This window comes from Spirosoma flavum, assembly GCF_042686045.1.
In the GTDB taxonomy this organism is placed as follows: Bacteria; Bacteroidota; Bacteroidia; order Cytophagales; family Spirosomataceae; genus Spirosoma; species Spirosoma flavum.
In genome coordinates, this window is record NZ_JBHUOM010000023.1 from 516,578 (window position 1) to 536,836 (window position 20,259).

General features: G+C 47.7%; 14 protein-coding genes and 1 pseudogene. 7 read left to right on the forward strand and 8 right to left on the reverse strand.

The features are described from left to right. Positions 1–40: 40 nt before the first annotated feature. The 5 genes from ACFS25_RS22895 to ACFS25_RS22915 form a co-directional block, all read right to left on the reverse strand. Positions 41–3,355: a SusC/RagA family TonB-linked outer membrane protein gene (locus ACFS25_RS22895; RefSeq protein WP_381505638.1), complete on the reverse strand. Its 3,315-nt coding sequence runs from the start codon at positions 3,353–3,355 to the stop codon at positions 41–43. Positions 3,356–3,544: 189 nt separating this feature from the next. After that, positions 3,545–4,693 carry a TIGR03364 family FAD-dependent oxidoreductase gene (locus ACFS25_RS22900; protein ID WP_381505640.1) on the reverse strand — a complete coding sequence of 383 codons (1,149 nt, stop codon included), beginning with the start codon at positions 4,691–4,693 and terminating at the stop codon, positions 3,545–3,547. A gap of 97 nt (positions 4,694–4,790) precedes the next feature. Beyond that, positions 4,791–5,525 carry an HAD family hydrolase gene (locus ACFS25_RS22905; protein WP_381505642.1) on the reverse strand — a complete coding sequence of 245 codons (735 nt, stop codon included), beginning with the start codon at positions 5,523–5,525 and terminating at the stop codon, positions 4,791–4,793. 102 nt (positions 5,526–5,627) lie between these two features. After that, positions 5,628–5,912: a hypothetical protein gene (locus ACFS25_RS22910; protein ID WP_381505644.1), complete on the reverse strand. Its 285-nt coding sequence runs from the start codon at positions 5,910–5,912 to the stop codon at positions 5,628–5,630. A 182-nt stretch (positions 5,913–6,094) separates the two neighbouring features. Further along, positions 6,095–7,720, reverse strand: a complete 1,626-nt coding sequence (locus ACFS25_RS22915; protein WP_381505646.1) for a CehA/McbA family metallohydrolase — start codon at positions 7,718–7,720, stop codon at positions 6,095–6,097. Positions 7,721–7,797: 77 nt separating this feature from the next. Between ACFS25_RS22915 and ACFS25_RS22920 the strand changes: the two genes are divergently transcribed. Then, positions 7,798–8,553, forward strand: coding sequence for a pseudouridine synthase (locus tag ACFS25_RS22920; RefSeq protein WP_381505649.1), 756 nt, complete (start codon positions 7,798–7,800; stop codon positions 8,551–8,553). A 109-nt stretch (positions 8,554–8,662) separates the two neighbouring features. After that, positions 8,663–10,165 (forward strand): Gfo/Idh/MocA family protein, encoded by a 1,503-nt coding sequence (locus ACFS25_RS22925; RefSeq protein WP_381505651.1) that lies wholly within the window; start codon positions 8,663–8,665, stop codon positions 10,163–10,165. A gap of 101 nt (positions 10,166–10,266) precedes the next feature. Here ACFS25_RS22925 and ACFS25_RS22930 read toward each other — a convergent pair whose 3' ends face one another. Together ACFS25_RS22930 and ACFS25_RS22935 are read right to left on the reverse strand one after the other, a co-directional pair. Continuing rightward, positions 10,267–10,674, reverse strand: a complete 408-nt coding sequence (locus tag ACFS25_RS22930; protein WP_381505653.1) for a hypothetical protein — start codon at positions 10,672–10,674, stop codon at positions 10,267–10,269. An 81-nt stretch (positions 10,675–10,755) separates the two neighbouring features. Continuing rightward, on the reverse strand, positions 10,756–11,904 hold the full coding sequence (locus ACFS25_RS22935; RefSeq protein WP_381505655.1) for an FG-GAP repeat domain-containing protein: 1,149 nt from the start codon (positions 11,902–11,904) through the stop codon (positions 10,756–10,758). A 123-nt stretch (positions 11,905–12,027) separates the two neighbouring features. Here ACFS25_RS22935 and ACFS25_RS22940 point away from each other — a divergent pair, with 123 nt between their 5' ends. From ACFS25_RS22940 to ACFS25_RS22955, 4 genes and pseudogenes are all read left to right on the forward strand, one after another. After that, on the forward strand, positions 12,028–12,903 hold the full coding sequence (locus ACFS25_RS22940) for a hypothetical protein (protein WP_381505657.1): 876 nt from the start codon (positions 12,028–12,030) through the stop codon (positions 12,901–12,903). A 39-nt stretch (positions 12,904–12,942) separates the two neighbouring features. After that, positions 12,943–13,044, forward strand: a pseudogene (locus tag ACFS25_RS22945) (glyoxalase superfamily protein); the annotation flags it as partial. A gap of 608 nt (positions 13,045–13,652) precedes the next feature. Then, positions 13,653–16,886 carry a SusC/RagA family TonB-linked outer membrane protein gene (locus ACFS25_RS22950; protein ID WP_381505660.1) on the forward strand — a complete coding sequence of 1,078 codons (3,234 nt, stop codon included), beginning with the start codon at positions 13,653–13,655 and terminating at the stop codon, positions 16,884–16,886. A 30-nt stretch (positions 16,887–16,916) separates the two neighbouring features. Further along, positions 16,917–18,482: a RagB/SusD family nutrient uptake outer membrane protein gene (locus tag ACFS25_RS22955; protein ID WP_381505662.1), complete on the forward strand. Its 1,566-nt coding sequence runs from the start codon at positions 16,917–16,919 to the stop codon at positions 18,480–18,482. 64 nt (positions 18,483–18,546) lie between these two features. On the opposite strand, the gene ACFS25_RS22960 is transcribed toward ACFS25_RS22955, so the two are convergent. Further along, entirely contained in the window at positions 18,547–19,395 is an 849-nt protein-coding gene (locus ACFS25_RS22960; protein ID WP_381505665.1) for a helix-turn-helix domain-containing protein, read from the reverse strand. 165 nt (positions 19,396–19,560) lie between these two features. On the opposite strand from ACFS25_RS22960, the gene msrA reads away from it, so the two are divergent. Further along, positions 19,561–20,223: a peptide-methionine (S)-S-oxide reductase MsrA gene (msrA, locus tag ACFS25_RS22965; RefSeq protein WP_381505667.1), complete on the forward strand. Its 663-nt coding sequence runs from the start codon at positions 19,561–19,563 to the stop codon at positions 20,221–20,223. The last annotated feature ends 36 nt before the right edge of the window (positions 20,224–20,259 follow it).

The window sequence follows — 20,259 nt, forward strand, 5'->3', positions numbered from 1 at the left end:
TATGATGGTGCGAACGAGACGCCCGCACCATTGTGTTCAGTTAAAATGTCAGGTTTAAATTGATACCGTACCGGCGTGTAGTCGGTGTTTGCAGCGATGAAGCACCACCGGTCACGAATTGATCGAGATCGATGTCTTTACGTGCGGCAAAGTAGAGCAGGTTACGACCAACCAGTGACACACTGGCCTGCTTTACGCCCAAACGACTCAACATTGTTGGGGGCAGCGTATAGCCAATTATTACCTCGCGCAGTTTGGCAAAACTCCGGCTGATAAGCGATGCTTCGGCCTGACCATACACACGGGCGATATAGTCCTGAGCGTAGGTTTTAGTCGTGTTGGGTGTAAATTTCAATTCACTATAATTGGTGACATTACCATTAACATCGTAGTTGATTGTTCCGCTGGCAATGGCTACGCCATCACCTACGTACGACGTAATACCTTTTACGTCATTCTGGCGGGCTATTCCTAAAGCCCCTTCCACCGTTGCGATATTACGTCCACCCTGGAAGGTTTTCTGCTCGACGTAATCCATGATGACACCCCCTACCCGACCGTCGAACTGGAAACTGAAATTGATATTTTTGTAACTGAATCGGTTATTAATTCCCCAAACGAATTTAGGGTTTACGTAGCCCAGAAACTGCGATACAGGATTGGCAATGGGGCGTCCACCAGCGTCGTTTACCAATTGTCCATCAGGAGTCCGCACAAAGGCTCCGGCAAAATAGCCGTCCGTTCGGTCACCGATGTTAATGTAGCGAGAACTGCTGCTACCGCCCACAAAATAGTTCGATGCCAGCGTGTTGATGCCGCCAGCGGGATAAACTTCTTTGAGCCGCTCGGTATAGGTCGAGTAGTTGGCCACAACGTCCCAGTTGAAGCCCCGCGCGGTGCGAACCGCTTTGCCCGTCAGCGAGATTTCGCCCCCCTTTTTCTGAGTGCTGATTCCGTTGACTAATCGCCCTGTGTAGCCCGTTGCTTCCGACGATGGCAGCGTGAAAATGCGCGGACCATCGTTGCTGACATAATAAGCAGCATCGATCGCTATCCGATTATTTAGAAAGCGAATATCCAGCCCAACCTCGCTTTGTGAGGTCGAATTTGGCTTCAGGTTCGGGTTGTTCAGCGTATTGGCGTAGTAGGCAGACGGTTTGTTATTATATAATAACGGTAGCGTGTAAACAGCCGAGTTTTGATAGGTTGGTCCGCCGTAGGACGAATTATAATCAACCCCGTAGCCAAGTGGGAACGCAGCTCCCGGCGTTGACCCAATGGTCGATTGAGTCAGGCCATCTTTTACGTTCGCATACGAGGCTCGCAGTTTCAGAAACGAAATACCCAGATTTGAGGGTATAGTGACGTAATCCGAAATGACTGTGCTTAACGCCACCGACGGATAGAAATAGGCATTGTTACCTTTCGGCAAGGTCGAGAGTTTGTCTACGCGGCCCGTAGTGGTCAGTGTGGCATAATCGCGGAAGGTAAAATCAGCCGAATAATAGGCCGACAAGACGCGCATATCCGATTGGAAATTGGAAGCGATAACCGGATTAGATGAGTTGGCGAAGTTATACACACCCGGCACGTTCAGGTAGTTCGTACTGGCGTAGTTGGAATTGTAATTGAAGATCCGCGCTTCACCACCCGCTAAAGCATTGATGGTCAGATTGGGTGAGACTTTTCGATTATACTGAAGCAACACCTGATTGATATTGTCGAACATATTCCGACGGTCTTCGCGATAATCGCCCCTGGCTTCCTCACGACCATAGGTCGTTGCCGAATACGGCAATTTTTCTGTACGGAGAAGATTATAGGTTGTTAACTGGGTCTTGGCTGTCAGTTGTAACCCATCGGCGATTTGGTAGCGCAGTGACGTGTACCCATAAATATTACTGTTATAATGGCCCCGCAGCCAGTATTTTGCCAGAAACCAGGGGTTATTATACCGTTGATATTCGGCATAAATCTGCTGTGTACCTTCTTTGCCGGGTTGCCAGATTTGCTTCATATCGTCGATATTCCAGTCGGCACCGCCCCAGGCAATAATATTGTAAATGAGCGAGTTGGGACCGTAGTTCACATCCGGAAAGTTGGGCGTGTATTGGCGATTGTAGTTCAGACTCGACTCAAAGCGCAACTTGGGCGAAAAATTATAGCCACCCGTCACGTTGAAGTTGGTGACGTTCAGTTTCGTGTTCGGCACCAGACCTTGCTGGAAATTGTGCGAAAGCGAAAACCGCATGTCATATTTCTCGCCCGATGCCGCCACTGCAATATTGTTGTTCGACAGAATACCTGTTTGTATGAAGCGGCTTAGGTTGTCTTTACCACGTGGCAAAAAAGGGGTTGGTTGCCGGTCGCTGGTGTACACAACGTTATTACCGTCTGCTTTTGGGAAAGTCGTGGTAAACGTCTGGCCCGGCACTACCGGACTGTCATACTGCGGTATCAGTTGGCCATTCAGAGCAGGTCCCCAAATGTCGTAATCACCATCGTTCTTACCGTTTCCTTTACCGTCGCCAAAAGCATACACGCCGTGGTCGCCGGGGCCGTATTGATCCTGCACTTTGGGAATAGCAATGAATCCCTGATCGGCCATCTGGCTGGTATTTACCTCTACCGAGAAACCGCGTTTATCTTTCGTGCCGCGTTTGGTCGTAATCAGAATGGCTCCGTTTTTTCCCCGAAACCCGTATAAGGCCGAGGCCGACGCGCCTTTCAACACGGTGTACGTGTCAATGTCGTCGGCGCTGATGTTCCAGGTGTCGGACGTAATAGGAATACCATCCACAACGAACAAAACATCCTGATTACCCCGCAACGTAACAGACGGACGACCCAGTAATTCGGCTGATGCGCCAATGGTCAAACCAGCTACTTTACCCGCAAGCGAGTTGATCGGGTTTGGTTCGCGGGCTTTGAGCAACTGCGACCCATCAACGGTTTGGATAGCTACGCCCGTTTGCCGAACGTCTTTCTTGATACCTAGGGCCGTTACAACGACTTCGTTCAGCGCTTTCGCAGTGGCCGCCATCGTAAGATCAATTACACTGCGGTTACCCACCGTAATATCCTGCGTTTCGTAGCCAATGAAAGAGAAAGTCAGCGTGTTTCCAGACTGGGCGTTGAGCGAATAACTCCCATCGGCGCGGCTGGTTGTGCCGGTGTTTGACCCTTTCACGATGATTGACACACCGGGCAATGGCTGATTATCATCACTGGAAACAATCCGACCAGTGATCGTTTGTGCGAGGGCGGACAAGCCCGACAGCAGACAAAACAAAAACGCCACAATGACAGCTCGAAACGGCTGTTGTGGCCATAAAAGAGGTAAACAAGGCTTCATACGTTCTACAGGTTAATTCCTACTTAGGTAATTTCCCGCAAAAGTACACTGCCATTATTAAGTCAATGTTGGCAATCTGTTAAGGCTTTGTGAGCAGATTAATTGAAAATTAATGTACGCGTAACAAAGCCGATAGACATACAGAAATACAAAACCATTGAACAGGCAACCACCCAATTATCCAACCAATCACAGCCACTGCCGGATGCTCTCTTCGGCATAACCCGCCCCCGAACTCATGCCTTTGCCGCCTATACCTGTTACGATGCGAATTGTTTCGTCTACATCGTGTTCAAAAATTTCGTCTTTTGTTTGGCTGTAAAATCCAGCCCACGTTTTTTTAATCGTTAACGGAAACGTAACAATGCGCCGGGCTTCGGCCAACATCAGGTCATTGATAAAATCCTGAGTGTGGTAGCCAAGGTCTTCAGCCTGTGTGGCCTCGGCGTACTCATGCGAATCGCCGATAATAATGGAACCGTCTATGGCCTGCTTAAACAGAATATGGATACCCCATTTCTTGAGTTCGGCCAAGTGATCAGGCAATTGAGTTGTCAGATTGGCGTATGACGGGCACTCCTGAAAGGCTTCATAGCGACGAATCGTTAGGCCCGTCAGTATATTTCCTGGCAAACTTAAGCCAGCAACTGGCTCTGCCAGTAACATTTGTAGCTTACTGACAACCAAACCAGCGTCGGCCAGTACGTCGGGAAATAGCAACCGGACTTCATGTCCACTACAAATCAATACCCGCCCAGCCTGAAACTGCTGCCGATTACTCAGGGTCACAATAGCTCCGCTGGCGTCCGACCGGGCATCGACCACTACAGAGCCGGGCCGATAATCGACGCCGTATTTCTGCTGAGCGAAGGCAATCAGGCGGTGAACCATCTGCTCCGGCTCAACGCTCATCTCCTGCGGAAAGAAGATGCCGCCTACTACATAATCGGGTTTCAATGATGGATACTTGGCCAGACATTGCGCTTTAGTGAGCAATTCGCTAGTGTAGCCAATGCGTTGGTAGCGGTCGTGAAGTTCGTTGGCCAGTGTCCATTCATCGGCATCCGACGCAATATAAATGGTGCCGTTTGTCCGCACGGTCAAATCGGTTTCCTGCTGAATGGTCTGGTATATTTTCAAACTCCGGCGACCATACTCGAACCACCGCCCCGCCAGTCCTGACGGTACGACCTGCCCAAAATTTCGGACAGTTGCCCCAACCGGATAGCGGTCTTTTTCAAGTAGCAGCACGCGCCGTCCGGCTTTAGCGGCATGGTACGCATGGAAGGTGCCAAGTGCGCCTGCACCAATAATAATCAGATCGTAAGAAGAAGTCATTTTACAGAATAATCCTCGATTGCTATAACAGGGTTTTCGCTTAAAGCAGTAGCCTTATTAAGGCAAAAGTCATGAAGTTTTGATAGCGAATGAGTTGTCAACTAAGAGACAATTCGTGATTTTTCAGAAGAGCGGGTAACTCCTGAAGTGAATCAAGTAATAAATCATGTGGGGACGATTCCAGCTGCTCGCGTGAGTGCGTACCGTTCGTCAGGCCCAAATTCAGCGCAACCCCTGCTGCCCGACCCGACAGCAGATCGGAAGGTGTATCGCCAATATTTATAACAGCTTTCGGGTTTGTTACACCAAGCAAGTTCATTGCCCGCTCAATCATCTGCGGATAAGGCCGCCCGCGTTCTACCTCGTCACTGGCAATCGATACCTGAAGCAAACTATCAGACATACCCACCCGCCGACCATCGAGCCCACTGAGCCAGCCGAGTTTTTCCAGAATAATGTCGGTTACAACCCGATAAAAACCCGTTGTCAGAGCAATAGCAATGCCACGCTCGTGCAGATAAGCAAACGTATCCAGGCACCCTTCGGTGGGTGTTGCCCCCTGCGTGAGGTAATGATTTTCCAGAATTCGCCGGAACGTCGCATACGAAACATCGACTAGTGGCTGAATATCGGGATTATGTTCACCTAATTGTTCTTTCCAGAGCGTTTCAAACACGTACCGTTTGGCAAGACCTTGCATGGCCAGAATCCGTTCACTTGTAACAAATAGACCCGTTTCGGCGGCTGCTTCAGCAAAACACCGCTCTACCTCGTGGTGGTCAGTTACGGTTGTACCGGCCATGTCAAAAACCACTAATTCAATTGGATGCATGGTTGAGAAAATCAGAAGGGAAAGTGGGCAAAGCAACAAAAAATTTCACTATCACCGACCCTACTTTGTGTTAAGAAAAAAAGAAATCCATGCGTCTATACTTTATCCTTCTTTCACAATTTCAATAAAATCGCGGTACTCAACATACGTATAGCCGGGTGCTACCTGTTGAATAATCTGCTTGGCGATGAATGAGATTGTGGAATTTTGTTTCGATTCAGCCAATCCGGTTATGGCTGTCCACTGTTTGGGACTGGGTGGAAAAATTATCATATAGCACGTTTCAGGTTGATAAGTATACTCAAACTCAAGCGTAAATGAGGTGCGCTTGCTGCGATACGCGATTTTCCCACCTCGACCGTCCGGGATAATTTCTACAGTGGGCATATTCAGAAAAGCAGTAAATGGATGAGAGAAGTTGACTCAGATTAAGAGACTATTTCGCTCTGGTCTCTCTATTTCTCAACCGGCAGTTCTTGCAATGTATATAGCCGTCGGTTTGGCTGAGCCGATGAAATACGCCTTAAATAACGTAAATGCGAATTACTTAACCGCTTGTCTATCCCTGTTTAGTGGTTCTTTAACTTACTTCTCAACTCACTAATCACCTGCCGGGTTTCGTCGATACGCGTTTTGAGCCCCTTTTTGTAGTACCAAGCTCGAAATTCTGGATTATCCTGGTGCATATCCAGTTCTTTTTCTAATTCCAGAAGGTAGCTGGTGCTTTGATTTAGATACGTTTCGACAGTTTCAGGATTATAAAACCCGCCCTCATCAACGGTTACATATACGGGCGTTGTGTGTGCTGCCTGCATGGAATCGCCGTAGCATCGGGCCGCAATCCAGAGGCCATGCACCACAGACGGCAGCTCTATCTCAATTGTCAAATGCCCCGACGATTGCCCCGGATCATTCTTCGTTACACGACCCAGCACCCGACCATGTGCAACTATTTCCAGAACATCAAGCGGGGTCTGTAGCGGGTGCCCATGCGCTTCGGCTTTGATGGTTAGTTTATCCCCTTTCTTCAACGCAATCCGGTCGCCGGGTAATGTCTTATTCACCCGTAAATCAAGAATAGGGCCGCTGGTTACAAACGTATGACCAGCGGCTACACCTGCCTTCCAGCTTTCATAACTGAACGGTTTATCGAGATTCGTATAAAAGCGGGCATTGCCGATCCGGGCCGACTGTTCGGGAGGTCCATGATCATGGTCGTGCCCGCACCAGGGGAAATCTGAACCAGCCGTAGCCGTGAGCGGAAAGCCCAAATCCAGCAGGTGATAATAGTATTCGGTATGCAACGGATGGGACGATACGCAATATTGAAGTAGCTCCAGCATGTCAACCTTACCACGCAGGCCATCGAGGGTTAGCCCCCGGTATCCATGAAACGATTCGGCCTGATGCGCATATCCGGTAAGCCCACCGCGTTTGTGCAGTTCATCGAATACATTGTCGTAGTAGTAATAATTTTTCCCATACCGCACAGCACCCGTCGCGCCGAAACTCAGTGCATGGCCCAATTCGGGCGTGCGTGGGTCTTCCTGACCGGACGTTAACAAATAATTACCCTGCCGATAATTTCCCTTTACGCCGAAAGCATACTGAGGATAATAGGTTTCCCAGAAATCCCCCATCTTGAGCAGAACGCCTACATTAATATCTTCGGCCTGAATCCAATCCATTAACGGTTGGTTTTCGCGCGGTGAACGCCGGATATGGATATGGTCATCAGCGGAATACCAACCACGTGCGACCATGTTTATCCAGCGCGTCATCGTGTACGTTTTCTGGAAAACTTTACCCGGCTTGATCTTTAGTGTGTGATACTGGTTAATGTATTCATTGCCTTTCATCAAAGTGAGTTGATAAGTACCCGGCGGCAACTGAAGCTTAATCTGACCTGATACATAGAATGAGCTATCGGGCTGGAAAGCAAATCCATCGGCATGGTCCCATAACCCATACGAAACCGCCACCGTTTGATTGGGTGTTTCAATTATTGATTTTCCTGCCCGAGTCAGTCTTACACGCACAGGCGTCAATTTTCCTGTTAAGCCATCTCGTATGTCAAGCTTAAGCAATCCAGTCTGCTGCGCTTGGGCAAGCGTGGATTTCACTTCGAACAGGAACAGAAATCCACTCATCAGGAAGCTGTAAATAGCGACAACGGGTAGTGAAGTGCGGTGCATGTAGTACTTTGTTTTGGCTAACCACGTTAAGATCACTGATGCACAACGGTGTTTATTTTTTGTGCTATTTGCAAGCAATGAGTCAACTGATAAATACATCCCAACCGCTTTCTCTACTGTATCAGCGTTCTGATTTAGTCGCCATAAATAAACCACACGGCTTGTTGGTTCACCGGTCGCATATAGCGAGTGACGCCAGCGAATTTGCCGTTCAGCTTCTCCGCGACCAGTTGGGCCAGCGGGTGTATCCCGTACATCGGCTGGACCGTAAAACGGGCGGGGTGCTGTTGTTTGCGCTATCCGAATCCATGAACTCTATTATGCAGCAGCAGTTTGCCGAAGGGTTGATAAACAAAACATACTTGGCCATTGTGCGGGGTTATACCAATGACGAACAGGACATCGACTACCCACTTCGACGGGATCACCGCAACGGCGGTGATGCGGCATCCCGACCGGGTGTAGAACAGGAAGCGTTTACGCACGTAAAAACACTTCAGCGTACAGAGATTCCGCTACCATTTGGCAACCACGCAACTTCCCGCTATTCACTAGTAGAGTTGACGCCCACCACCGGACGAATGCATCAGTTGCGCAAACACATGGCCCACATTCTTCACCCCATCATCGGTGACCGGCCCCACGGCTGCAACAAGCAAAACAAACTATTCAAGGACCATTTTGAGATGAACACGATGCTTCTACACGCTCAACGTATTTCGTTTACGCATCCCATTACATCAGAAGTGATTACAATAACGGCACCCTGGCAGACTGAGTTTGGACGGATGTTTTCGACTTTATTTGAATCCGGTTCGTTACCTATTTACTAATAAATTAATAGCAACCGCTAAAATTGACGTATCATCAAAAACGTAACGAACTTTTCGGGTAAATTTCTTTAGATATTCCCTTATAAGTTAAAACCCCATTTGTTTTCTCATGAATCAGTCAGACAACTCAACGCCCGATCAGAGTAGTTCGGGCACTCCCTCACGTCGTCAGTTTCTCCAGACCGGGGTATTGGCGGCTACCAGCTTCCTGATTGTACCTCGCCATGTGCTGGGTGGCAAAGGCTTTATTGCGCCCAGCGATAAACTCAACATTGCGGGTGTTGGTTTCGGCGGCAAAGGTTTCAGCGATACAAACAATTCGTATAACAACGGTGCCAATAACATTGTAGCTCTCTGCGATGTAGATTGGGGCCTTCCCCGCGTTAAAGAAAACTTCACGAAGCACCCCAATGCGAAACGCTACAAGGACTTCCGGGAGATGTTGGATAAAGAGGGCAAAAACATTGATGCTGTAACGGTGTCAACCGCCGACCATACCCACGCGGTCGTAGCGATGGCGGCCATGCAACGGGGCAAGCACGTATATGTACAGAAGCCCCTGACGCATAATATCTACGAGGCCCGGATGCTAACCGAAGCGGCCCGCAAATACAAAGTCGTTACGCAGATGGGCAACCAGGGCTCGTCGAACCCACAGCAGAAACAAATGGTGGAGTGGTTCGATAAAGGGTTACTTGGAACGGTACATACCGTTAACCTCTGGACCAACCGTCCCGTTTGGCCGCAGGGCATTCCGGTACCACAGCCAGCCTCCGAAACACCCGTCGATCTGGATTGGGACCTTTGGCTCGGACCAGCTCAAAAAGTTGGTTACACGCCCGCTTATCACCCGTTCAAGTGGCGTGGCTGGTGGAATTTTGGCGCAGGTGCGCTCGGCGACATCGGCTGCCACATTATGGATACACCATTCCGGGTACTCGGACTTGGCTACCCAACAGAGGTGGAAACCAGTATTGGTCAGGTATTCCTGAAAGACTGGACACCCGAATATATTCCAGAAGGTTGCCCTCCGTCGTCGCACGTGGAAATAAAATTCCCGGCAACGGCAAAAAATAAGTCGGTAGTAAAAATGATCTGGGAAGATGGCGGTCTTCGTCCATTCCGTCCGGATATGCTGCCAGCAGGTGAACCTATGCCTGAAAATGGCGAAAATGGTGTACTCATACACGGCGATAAAGGTTTACTGATCTGCGGCATGTATGGTGAAGACCCAAAACTCTATACGAAAGATGGACAGAAAATAGTAGGCGATCCGAAACCAAAGCTAGCCGATGGTGTCAAGCCTTTGCCAGAGAACGGGCACCAGGTGTTTTGGACGGAAGCCTGTAAAGCCGGTTTCAATAGCAAAGAGCACAAGGCACTTACGTCGTCGTTCGATTTCGCTGGTCCGCTTACGGAGTCTGTTCTGATGGGTAATTTAGCCATTCGTAGCTATACACTCCGTCAGGCCACCGCCAACGGAAAAGGCTTCAGTTATCCAGGCCGCAAGAAGCTACTATGGGACGGTAAAAACATGAAAATTACCAACCTCGACGAAGCGAATCAATTCGTTAAACGCGAGTACCGCGAAGGCTGGTCCCTAACGACCTAGTAGTTAATGTACCTGTAACCACAGATAGCATTTAACAATCACAGAAAGACGAAGGCCACAGAAACGTTTCTGTGGCCTTCGTCTTTCTGTGATTGTTAATATTAATTACTCATTCTAAAGAATAGTGATTGAAAAAGGGTTCGCAGTCGCCCGTGGGCTACGAAGGCCCAGATAAGCAGCATATACATGGAAAAATCCTGATACGAGATTGGGAAGGCCATGTTGTTGATGTAATACTGAGTAGCTGTGAAATCGAGCGTAGGCGTAAAACCGAGGAGATTTTCATAGCCTAGTATAAGTGTCAAACCAAGGGCATAGAATAGATATTGAGGTTTGCGAAAGGCCCATAAAACACCAGCCATTGCCGTAGCACCAAAGCCTACATAATGTTTCCAAGTCAGTGATAAATCGGTTGTCGTCGCGATATAAATAGAATACACCTGAACGGTCGTTAATACAGCCAGTATGAGTCCATAGCCGTAAAATTCTTTTAATTGAGCACGCTGCATAAAACAGTTTGTTACGGAAAGAGAAAAAATACGAAAGATAAAAATACATTAAAAACGACTACGCATATAGACTAACAACAATTATTTTTTCGATCCTCCCTCATTAAAAAATACAACCAAGCCGTCTTTCCCAGCCACGATTATGTCCTTGCGGCCAGTTTTGTGCAAATCAGCAATAGCAAAGTAGATGCCCGTTCCTTTGCCAATGCCCGATTGCCCGTAAGCAATATCATGTTTTACAAACTGTTTTTTCGGCGCGTCCCATGTGAAATAATACAGGCCGACAGGGTCGTCGGAGCCGGGATCGTTGTCGTTGTGAGCTCGAAAGCGTTTACCCGTTACGAGTTCAGGGCGACCATCACCCGTAATATCCAGCCACTCCAGGCAGTGGTACTGCGAGTTTTTGTCATCAATCAGATGCTTGGTCCAACCACGTAGCCCAGCCGCATCGCGGGTCTGTTCGTACCAGTGCAGACCGTAACCATGCCCCTGCCCTACAATGAGGTCGTTACGCTTATCACCGTTAACATCGGCGACGATGATGGGCACGCTGGCCGTACCAAGGGCAAATTCTTTATGCAATGTCCAGGGTCCGGCAGTACGATCCAGCGGAGCTTCGAGCCAGCCATCACTAACAATAAGATCACCCCGACCATCGCCATTAACATCGCCAAAGCCCAGACCGTGGCCCTGCGTTGGGGTTACAGTAATTGTCTTAAATACACCCGGACTAACCAATTTGATATATTTGAGCGGATGGTTCGGATTGTTCGGCACAATGTCAATGGTACCGTCTCCATCTACATCCCAGGCGCGAGTCGTTTCAACATTGCCCACCTTACCAATTTCATGCAGCGCCCAAGGCGTATTGTCTTTACCGGGGCCTGGATTTTCGACCCACCGGAGCGTTTGGTCAAACCAGCCACCGGTTATAAAATCCATCCGTCCATCAGCATTAACATCAAGCGGAATGGTCGAAAAATCGTCGTAGTATTGTTCTTTCCGAGGTTCATTTCCAATCAAATGCCGATGCCGGAAACGCGGGCCTTCGTACCAGAAATCACCTGATACAAGGTCGAGTGTGTCGTTATTATCCACGTCGAACACACCCACCGATTCATAACTTTCAGCAGCCACAAAATAACGCTTGAATCGTAATGCTGCTGGCTCTGGACTGGTCAGACTAACTAGGGAGAGCAGAATAAACAAACCGATTAGTATTCGGTGCATATGCGAGGGAGTTTATGTACGTTTAGTATTTAGCTATGTCATCCCACAGAGTTAACCTGCTGTAGTCGATAATAGACGATTAAAGGATACAACAAAGTCGATGTGGGAGTTACAACAAAGAACTTGCTGAGTCAAAACTCGGATTCTGTTACGAAAAAAGGTATTCTTGTCCGCTTCATACTCTATGTATGCTGGATCATATTATACTGGACGCAGTCAGCATTTTGCCAACGAGTAGCTGAGTCTCCCTTTAAAGTTTCGTTTACCCAATCGGCGGCTGTTTCTGATGAGTCGGGCACACCAAAGAATTCAGAAACCTGGTACTTCCCGGCTGAAAAATTCATTGACAGTTCACAAGTGCTTACGCGAGTACCCAAAACTCAAGTTAATGACTCTATGCGGGCTAACCCCAGCTATATATTTACATCAGGCGACAATGTTTTTCAACGAAAAGTGAAGACCCGAATTGATACGTTTAGGCTTAATTGGTTTTCATATTACCTATATAAATTGGAGGAGCCTGTGCTATACAATTATTCGTTGAATAAAGACGTATACCGTCTTACGTGGATAAGATCATTCCATCCTCCAGTAGTTATTTCACTGGAGAAAAAGGGATCTAAAGTCCGGCTCTTCACTAAAATGCTGACTAAGCTTCCAGAGTTACCCGGCCACCGGTATACATCCCGGAATGGAACAATACACGTAGCTGATACATCAGACAGAATTCCATTTAAAATAAATACAGTAAGAAAGCTAACAAAGAGAGACTATCAGGAATTTACGCATTTAATTAGCAAGCTAAAGGCATTATACATTTCTCCCTTAGGGTTTAGAAATTCAATTGGCACTGATGGTTCAGAATGGATTTTGGAAACGCACCGATCAGACGGTTACTATTTTTTTGTAAGATGGTCGCCTACCGGTGATCAACCATTACGCATTCTGGGCGATTACTTGCTTGACCTCAGCGATGTCAAAAAAGAGATGCGGTACTAATCACCTTGCTTATGCGCCTGAACGCAATTCCCCTGTTACGCATTTTTTGAACTCGCCCAAGCTGAACAATTTCATATTAACTGCTTAGGCTTTAACTCTGACTGGCAGCACCGGTTTGAGGACGGTTTGCCTGCGTATTGACAAAACTCAAAAGAGAGTTTGATACTACATCTACCAGAACCTCATGGCCACTATTGTACTGGGCAAAGGTGTTTTTCGAATGTAATAGCTTACAGGCTTATCACGCCGAATTAGTTGCCAGAAGTTACCCTTTACCCCTTCAACCATCCCAGCCTGTAAACTGCTCACAATGGAAGTTACACCCCTTTGGCAATCGTCTGTTAGTCAGTAAACCAATTGCAAATTCAGTAAAACTGGCAGGTTAGTTAACCTCACGCATACCTCTTTCTCGTCAACGTCTTTCAATGCACAGTAGGTATTTCTCGCTACGTTTCAACGCTTTTTGAGACAGTTAGGACTGTTTTGTCCACGATGGTAGCTATGCATTGACTTCTGTTCCAAGCAGCTAAAAAAAATGAGGGAAAGCAAAAGCATCCTCCAAGTATACTATATCTATATAGTATTTTAGTTATATATTATTTTTTAATAACCTATTAATTATTTTTTAATTATTTTCTAATCTCTATGAGTAGTTCTGTATGCTTAAGTAGTTTTTCCACAAATAATCTTGCTAACGTCTAACTTACTATTAGTTCAAACCTAAACCTTTGGCATAACGCAACCACCTTATGGAAAAACACTTACCTCCCCGAGCTTTATTCGGCAGGCTGCTCAGAGTATCCAGTATTCAACTCTTACTGGCTATTTTTTGTCTTAGTCTCACCTACGCGAAGAAACCATCTGATCAAAAATCACTCAAAAATCACCCTACAATTATCGCTGACAGAACCCTGACCGGACGGGTTACTGATGAGAAAGACGAAGCACTACCAGGCGTAAGTGTCCTTCTGAAGGGCTCGCAACGAGGTACTGTTACAGACACCGACGGTCGCTATAAGTTGGATGTACCCGATGGAAGCTCTGTTCTCGTGTTCTCATTTGTTGGTTATCTTTCTCAGGAAGTTCGCCTTGGCAATCAGACATCGGTTAACGTGAAACTATTGGCAGATAGTAAAGTGCTGGACGAGATTGTCGTTATTGGCTATGGTACGTCCAAAAAATCTGACCTCACCGGCGCTGTTTCAGGCGTCAAAGAAGCACAGCTTATGGAACGCCCCGCCCCTTCCTTGAGTCAGGCACTGTCGGGCCGAATGCCCGGTGTACAGGTGAACACGAACTCCGGTCGCCCAGGTGGACGAACCACTATTCGGATTCGGGGTTTCAGTTCAATCAACTCATCCAACAACCCGTTATATGTGGTTGATGGTGTTTTGCTTCCACAAGGTACTGGAGATCAGTTCAGTTCGCCAATTGACTACATAAACCCCAGCGACATCGTTTCAGTTGAGGTGTTAAAAGACGCTTCTTCTACCGCTATTTATGGAGCCAGAGGAGCCAACGGTGTTATTCTGGTACAGACCAGAAAAGGTAAATCCGGCGAAAGTCGCGTTACGTATGACGCAACCTTCAGCGTGAACACCATTGGACCCAATAAGCCGCAGGTGTTGAACGCCAAAGAATATCTGGCAACAGAAGACCTCGCTTATGCCAACATAAAGAAATATGACCCCACTGGCTGGGCTTCGGGTAAATACGCTATTCTGGACCCAGTCGTAAGACGGACGGCTTTCAGCGCAGCGCATCCGGGCGTTTTTGACGCTAACCTCAACCCTTTGTATGATACCGACTGGTTCAAAGAATCATCCCAGAATAAGCTTTCCCAAAGCCATCAATTAGGATTCAGCGGTGGTAACGAACGTACACAATATGCACTGTCTTTAGGCTTTCGTGACGATGAAGGTCTCATTAAAACATCATACCTAAAACGCTACTCTGGCCGATTCAGCATTGACGATCAGGTAAAAAAGTGGCTGAAAATTGGTGGTACGCTGAGCTATAACAATCAGAGTGAGAACTTAGTGGACATCAATGATGCCGTAGCGCGGCAGATTGTCGAAGATTTTCCCTTCCTGCCTGTTAAGTACGCGGATGGTAAATATGCTGAAAACAGGGACTATCCTCAAGCCGAAGGAACGATGAGTTCGGTACACCGGCTTATGGACCGTAAGTACATTCAAAATACGCAAACAACCCTCGGTAGTCTGTTCACGAATATTACGTTTGCTAAAGGGCTGGAAATGAAGACTGTTGTGGGCGCTAACGTTCAAACGCAGGAAATTGACCAGTCGCAGACCCGTACCTTGGATATTGGTGCCAGTGGTACGGCTTCGGCTAACAACAACCGCACAACATTCTGGTCATTAGAGAACTATCTGACCTACAACAAACAGATCAACGCCAATAATGGTATCACGGCTCTGTTGGGTATTTCGTGGCAGGCAACGGATCGATTTGGCATGGGGGCCAGCGTACGTAACTTCGCAACCGACTATTTTACCTTCAATAACTTGGGAGCTGGTAGTACACTCCCAGCCGTTAGTTCATATGCTGACCGGAATTCATTCAACTCGTATTTCGGCCGGATCAACTATAACCTGATGGATAAATATCTGGTCACCTTCACAGGTCGGGCCGATGGTTCATCTAAGTTTGGCGAAAATCACAAATTTGCGTTCTTCCCATCGGCCGCGTTAGCCTGGCGTGTTTCGGAAGAAAGCTTTTTGAAAGGCAACCCGGTTATCTCGAATCTGAAAGTGCGGACCAGCTATGGATTAACGGGTAACTCAGAAATACCTGCTTACTCGTCTCTATCGCTGCTAAGCTCGAACTATGCTACCATTTACAATGATGCTAAATTTGGCGGAACGGGGATCAACCGTCTGGCAAACCCGGATTTACGCTGGGAAAAAACGGCTCAGAGCGACATTGGTTTAGAACTGGGCTTATTCAAAGGTCGTATTACTGTTGAAGCTGATTACTATTACCGGCTTACCACCGATATGTTGCTCGATGCACCAGTGCCGCGTACCAGTGGGTATGCTACCATCCGGCGGAATGTGGGCTCGATGCAAAATCAGGGCTTTGAATTTGGCCTGAATACAGTCAATATCGACCGGGGTGGTTTCCAGTGGAACAGTACCTTCAACATTTCGCTCAACCGGAATAAAGTGCTGTCGCTGGCGACACCATCGGATATTTTCGGAGTGGGTGGACCAAACTTTATTAACCAGACCAACATCATCCGTGTTGGTGAATCAGTAGCCTCCTTCTGGGGTCTTACACGCCTGGGTACCTGGAGTGAAGCCGAGCGGGAAGAAGCAGCTAAGTTCACCAGCTATCGCAATGGTTTGACCATCCTGCCCGGCGATCTTAAATACCTGGACGTAAACGGTGATAAAGCTATTACCGATGCTGACCGGAGTATCATTGGCAATGGTAGCCCAAAATACTGGGGAGCCTTTACGAATACCTTCCGCTACAAAAACATCGATCTGACCCTCGAACTTCAGTTCTCGCAGGGTAACGATGTAATGATGATGAACTTCCACCCCAGTGAGGATCGGGTTTCGATTGCCAATAGCTACAAGAGTGTGCTGAACGCCTGGACACCAACCAATCAGAACACGCCTATTGCTGAAATACGCGAAACCCGGGCGGGTTATGTAACCAACGTTGATAGCCACTGGATTTATGATGGTTCGTTCCTACGCGGTAAAAACCTGTTACTAGGCTACAGCTTCCCGGCAGCACTAACCAATAAGCTCAAACTGAATCGACTCCGGTTGTACGCAACAGCGCAGAACTTCTTCCTACTGGTGAGTAACAAAATCATTGGCGATCCAGAAGTAACGCCTACTAACCAGGGTGTGAATGATAATAACAGCGCCTTCTCGCAGGGCGAAATCTGGCACAACTATCCCAAACCAACAACCTACATGGTAGGCTTACAGATTGGTTTATAATCCATTCATTCGGTTAAAAAGACATTCACGATGAAGCATACTATAGTGAAACAGGTGGGCAAAGTGTTACTCAGCGGAGCAATACTACTTGGCCCGATTGGTTGTAAAGATTTTCTGGTGGAAAAAGCGCCCTCGAACTTAACACCCGACAATTTTTACACCATTCCCGACCATGCCGAAGCGGCTTTGGCTGCCGTCTATGACAATTTGCGGTTTATGGGCGATGGCTCCGGTATTTTCTCGTCAAACTGGCAAATGCTCGAAGCACCTACCGGCACTTCCATAACAGAAACGGCGCAGAATTCTGACCTGAACAACTTGTACGGTCTGGTCTATGATGGCAATACCCAGCATATAGTTAACTACTGGAATGGCTGGTATAGAGTGGTTGCTCAAGCCAATCAGACACTAGCTAAAGTTCCGGGTATTACGCCTATGGATGCCGCTCAGAAAACCAAAATTCTGGGCGAAGCAAGTTTTTTGCGAGCGACAGCTTATTTCAATATCGTTCGGCTTTGGGGCGATGCTCCCCTGATTACCAAACCTCAAACGGCAACTTCAGATGATTTTCTGCCGGTACGGGCCAAGCAGGAGGATATCTATAAACTAATTGTCGATGATCTGACAGTAGCCGAAACGGCTGGTTTAGCCTGGACAGATGTGAGCGGCCGGGTTAATCTGGCAGCCGTAAAAGCTCAATTGGCTCGGGTATACCTAACTATGGCCGGACAACCCTTAAATAAAGGGGCAGCGTACTATAAACTGGCGGCTGACAAGTCTAATGAGATCATTACGTATGCCAACGCCAATCCGGCGAACATCAATCTGTTTGCAACGTATGAAGATGTGCATAAAGAGAGCAACAAGAACAAAGTAGAGCACATTTTCATGCTTCAGTATAACACGCTGGTAGCGGCTAATCCGATGGACAATATGTATCCGAACTTTAAGCCGGTTACCTCCAATGGCGTAGGCGGCACGGGTAGTACGGTTCCTACACCTGCGTTTTATAAGTCGTATGAAGCGGGCGATATACGGGCAAAAGATCAGGTTGGGTACTTCTACACCACCTACTTTACCAATGGCACCGGTGCTCCGTTTGACCTGGGTGCTCCCTACATTTTCAAGCACTTTAACCGGACGGCCAATGGTTCGCCAGGCAGCACGCCGACCAAAAACAATAACCTGAACGTACCTCAAATACGGTATGCCGAAGTTTTGTTGATGTATGCCGAAGCGCAAAACGAAGTGGGCGCGCCAACTCAGGCGGCTTATGATGCGTTCAAACGCATACGTGACCGTGCCGGACTGACTACGCCTGCCTTAGGTGCATATACGCAGGCAACCTTTCGGGAAGCTGTTTGGCGGGAACGGTGGCATGAGTTATGTTACGAGCAAATCACTTGGTTTGATATGGTTCGCCTACGAAAAGTCTATAACGAAACCACTAACGGGTTCGATGATTTCGTTGGTCATATTAACAAAAGCTCGAATCAGGCGTTGCAGGCTAAGCACCTTTTATTTCCGATTGGCAAACAGGAGTTGCTGAATAACCCGAACCTGAAAACACAAAACCCAGGCTATCCCGGCATTTAAGTAAATACGTTCAATCTTGGCTCCTCAACTATGTTTACGTAGTTGAGGAGTTTTTTTATGCTCATCACCCGATTAGTTCTTTCCGATACATACTTGGTGTTTGCCCCGTTACGGCCCGAAATGTCTTGTTGAAATGCGAGAGGTTATTGAACCCAACGGCAAAGCCAACGTCGGCTACCGTGCGGGCCGAGTGCAGCAGCCGACGAGCCTGATTGACGCGATATTCGTTTACGAAATCAGTAAATGTCAGCTGGGTCATGCGCTTAAAGTAGCGGCAAAAGGCGGGAACGGTAAGGCTGGCAAGGTCAGCCACCGCATGAATGTCCACTGGTTCTGCATAGTGTTCTTCAACATATTGGCAAACCCGATTTATACGCTCCTGCTCTTTGGGGTTAAGGTCAAACTGAACACCATCGGCATGAAGTGGCTCAACATCAGGCGTATCGGCCAAATGCTGCAAAATTTGCAATAACGTCAGCAACCGCTCGAAGGGAGACTGATCGGGTAACTTCGTTAACCATGGCCCCACGAGTTGCTTGGTAGCGGTCCCGAATGTCAGACCCGTATGTGCCCGCTCGAACAAACGCCGAACGGCAGTCAGTTCGGGTTTTTCCAGAAACGATTCGCCCATAAAATCATCGCGCATCTGCACAACGATTTCTTCATATTGCCCTTCTTTTCCGTAGCTAAAGTTGAGGTGGGGAAGGTTCGGCCCGATAAATACCAATTCACCCTCTTCGTAACGGGACACATTCGTACCCACTCGTCGCTGGCCGTTTCCAAACGGGATATAGACGATTTCGAACTCCGGGTGATAGTGCCAATATACCCGGCAGGTTTCAGCTTCCGTGCCATGAATAACCCGAAACGAACTCCCTGCTTCGGGCTCTATTTTTTCAAATTGAAGTTTCATAAGACGAAATGGGTGTTATACAGAGATTCACGCAGGAAAAGGAGATTTACAAAGATCTTATGTATCTCCTCTTTCTCCGTGAATCTCTGTATAACATTTTACACTCGGAAACCGTAAACCGGTTTCAATCGTTTACATAGTAATATAATACTTCACAGAAATAACATGAAACGAATTCACTTATTGGCGCTCAGTCTGCTGTTGATGGCGGGTTGCGCACAGGGACAATCCAAAGATTACTCGCCAGCTAAACTTCCCACCTTGAAAGCTGGCGAAGCCGTTGCTACCTTTGCGGGGGGCTGCTTTTGGGCAATGGACGAAGGGATGAAGCAACTCAAGGGAGTTCGGGAAGTAGTTTCCGGTTATGCCGGAGGCAACGTCAAAAACCCAACGTACGAGCAGGTCAGCACAGACGAAACTGGTCATGCCGAATCGGTGCAGGTCTATTACGACCCAAAAGTCATTACCTATTCGCAGTTACTCGATGCCTTCTTTGCCGGTCACGATCCCACGACGCTCAACCGTCAGGGACCCGATGCGGGACGCGATTATAGGTCAGTAGCTTTTTATCGAACGCCAGACGAGAAAACCGAGATTATAACTGCCATCAAACGTACCAACGAATCGAAACATTACGCCAACCCAGTCGTAACAGAAGTAACACCGCTTACCGTTTTCTACCCAGCCGAAAACTATCACCAGAACTATTTTTCGCTACATCCCGACCAGCCCTATATTCAACGCGTATCGCTGCCGAAAGTCGAAAAATTACGCAAGGCTATGGTTGGACATCTTAAAAATAATACGTCGTTAACAATGAATGAATAGATTATGATCTTAAATGGTCAATTCAGCATTAGTAAC